3 protein-coding genes and 1 pseudogene are annotated in these 2958 nt (G+C 60.0%); all 4 read left to right on the top strand.

The features are described 5' to 3' along the window. Positions 1–231: pseudogene (locus tag EN935_RS40960) on the top strand (hypothetical protein); the annotation flags it as partial. Between the two features lie 3 nt (positions 232–234). Beyond that, positions 235–936 (top strand): hypothetical protein, encoded by a 702-nt coding sequence (locus EN935_RS29155; RefSeq protein WP_127262974.1) that lies wholly within the window; start codon positions 235–237, stop codon positions 934–936. Continuing rightward, a complete protein-coding gene (locus EN935_RS29150; protein WP_127262973.1) occupies positions 933–2516 on the top strand; it encodes a hypothetical protein in 1584 nt (527 codons plus the stop codon). The genes EN935_RS29155 and EN935_RS29150 overlap by 4 nt, the downstream gene beginning before the upstream one ends. After that, positions 2509–2958 carry a GNAT family protein gene (locus tag EN935_RS29145; RefSeq protein ID WP_245489078.1) on the top strand — a complete coding sequence of 150 codons (450 nt, stop codon included), beginning with the start codon at positions 2509–2511 and terminating at the stop codon, positions 2956–2958. Before EN935_RS29150 ends, EN935_RS29145 begins: the two co-directional genes overlap by 8 nt.

Raw genomic sequence — 2958 nt, 5'->3', positions numbered from 1 at the left:
ATGCAGGGCGGCAAACCTGTCGCCACCGAAGAGCCGGTCGACGACGATCCCGGCCCCGTCGACGAGGATGACGATCTGGAGCCGGTTGTTGCGCCGACCGAAGGCGAAATCGACGCCATGGATGATGAGGCGCTGAAGGTTTACATCGCCCGCGAAACCGGCAGCCGTCCACGCGGTAATCCGAACCATGACACTTTGGTCGCGGCGGCCAAGGAATTGGCTGCGGTCTAAGCCATGACGATCCTCAGCGTCATCAAGGATGTCAGCACGGTCATTGGTTTGACCGTGCCGACCGCCGTGTTTTCATCGACCGATCGCGAGCACGTCGAATTGCAGTCGCTTGCGAACGAGATGGCGCATAGGATCGCTTTCGATACCCGCGACTGGACCAAGCTGAAGACGCTCGCCACGCTTACCGGCGATGGCGTCTCGCAGGGCTTCGACCTTCCCGACGACTACCAGCGGATGTTGAAGAAGGCACGCATCTGGCCGTCCGCCAGCCCTTATGCGCCCTACAGCCATTATGCCGATAGCGACCAGTGGCTTGGTTTGGCGGTGCAGAATTTCGCCAATCTGGTCGGTGCCTGGACGATGATCGGCGAGCAGATCCTGATCAAGCCGCCGGTCGCCAACCTGACCACGGCGCAGTTTTACTACATCACCAACCTGATCATCAAAGACAACGCCGGAGCGCCGAAGGCGGCTTTCACTGCCGATGACGATGTCTACCGGCTCGACGAGCGCGTCCTGAAGCTCGGCATGATCTGGCAGTGGAAGGCCAACAAGGGGCAGGCCTATTCCGAGGACATGGCGACATACGAGGATGCGCTGTCGGTGTCTGCCGGCGCCGACAAGGGGTCGAATATCATCGTCATTGGGCAAGGCCGCCAGCCTGTTGACGCCGATTTCGCCTTTCCAGGGGTAATCACGCCGTGAGGGCCGGTTTCCGCCGTGTACCCGTTGCCGCGCCATCGCAGCAGCGGCACAGCACGATCACGTTCCCGGCGCCGATCCGGGGCAAGATTTCGAACGAAAACCTCGCCGCGTCGAAGCCGCAGGGCGCCCGCGTCCTCGAAAACTGGTTCCCGACCACAACCGGTATCCGGCTGCGCGGTGGCTTGAAGAAAAAGGCGACAATCGGCGCCACCGCCGTCATCAGCATGATGTCCTATGACGCCTCGGCCGGGCGCTTCATGTTCGCGTCCGATGGCGCCAAGATTTTCGATGTCACCAACCCGGCCGATCCGAATGTGGCACCGGCTCCAGTCGTTTCCGGCCTGACCAGCGGCTATTTCAGCTATGTGCAGTTCGAGACGGCTGGCGGTGATTATCTCTCAGCCGTCAACGGCACCGACAGCATGCGGCAGTTCGATGGTGTGACATGGACCACGGTTGCCGCGCTTGGCCCGATCAACACCAACAAACTCTCCCATGTCTGGACCTATCGAAACCGCGAGTTCTTCGTCCAGAAAAACAGCCTGACGGCATGGTTTCTACCCGTCGATACGATTGCCGGGGCCGCGCTCGACATCTCCCTTGCTGGCGTCTTCCAGAAGGGTGGCTCGCTGCTTTTCGGTGGCACATGGTCGCTTGATGCCGGTGACGGCGTCGATGACAAATGCGTCTTCGTTTCCGACAAGGGCGAGGTTGCTGTCTATGAGGGCGCAAACCCTGCCGATCCTACCGACTGGTCGCTGGTTGGTCGCTATGACATGTCGCCGCCACGTGGCAAGAGGGCCGTCATGCAGGCTGGCGGCGAGCTGCTCATTGCAATGGATGACGGCATCGTCCCGATCTCGCAGGCCATCCAGAAGGATCGCGCCGCGCTTTCGCTGATCAGCGTTTCCCGCAACATCGAACCGGACTGGCGTTTCCAGGCAGCGTTCCGCGCCAACCTGCCATGGGAAATCCTCAAATGGCCGCTGTTCAGCATGGCGATTGTGTCGCTGCCGGCCGATGTCGGGCAGGATAAACGATGCTTTGTCGTCAACCTGCAAACCGGAGCCTGGGCTGACTACACCGGTTGGGATACGCGCTGCCTCGTCCTGCATGATGATTGGGCCTATTTCGGCACCTCTGACGGCAAGATCATGCAGTGCGAGGTTAGCGGTTCCGATGATGGGACGCCGTATACCTGCACCTATGTCGGGTTGTTCGATCATATGAAGGCGGCGGCCCGGAGCAAGATTGTCCATATGGCGCGGACGGTGTTTCTCGCCTCCCGCAAGTTCATTGCCAAGTTGTCGGTTTCGAAGGACTACCAGGTCTCGCTGCCTTCAGCGCCATCATCGGTTGCCGACGATACTCTCTTCGACGAGTGGGACTCCGGCCTCTGGGATGTTGCTAAATGGGACGCCAGTGCGACAAAGACCGTTTCGACGAAATGGGTTTCAGTCGGTCTCACCGGCTTCGTTGTTGCACCTCAGGTTCAAGTGACATGCGGCGTGACACCGACGCCAGATGCTGAGTTGGTGGCGATCGACATGACCTATGAGGTTGGGGCAGTCGTTGTTTAGGCTGCTCTTCGACCACAACGAGGCCGTGGCTCAGTTCGTCGCGGATCTGACACCAGGCTGCGAAGCCGGTTTCGGCAACTGTAAGGCAATTGGTGTCATCGAGGATGGCGGCGACCTCGTCGCCGGAATGGTGTTTCACGACTGGCAACCCGGCCCCGGACTGATCCAGATTTCGAGCGCTTCGAAGACGCCGCGGTGGCTCACCGCAGATGTCCGCCACATCATGTTTTCATACCCGTTCGACCAGATCGGTTGCCAGATGGTGGTCCTGCAGGTCTCGGCAAAAAACGAGCGCATGGTCCGGATCGCGAAGGCCTTCGGCTTCACGCCATACCTGATCAAGCGCATGCGCGGCCGTGACGAAGACGGCTACGTTTTCACGCTCACCGACGACGACTGGCGCAATAGCAAGTTTACGAGGAAGATCCATGGGCAAGCCTAA

This window comes from Mesorhizobium sp. M7D.F.Ca.US.004.03.1.1, from assembly GCF_003998635.1.
Taxonomy (GTDB): Bacteria; Pseudomonadota; Alphaproteobacteria; order Rhizobiales; family Rhizobiaceae; genus Mesorhizobium; species Mesorhizobium loti.
The sequence above is the reverse complement of the archived record's forward strand: the minus strand, read 5'-3'. Positions and strand labels throughout refer to the sequence as shown.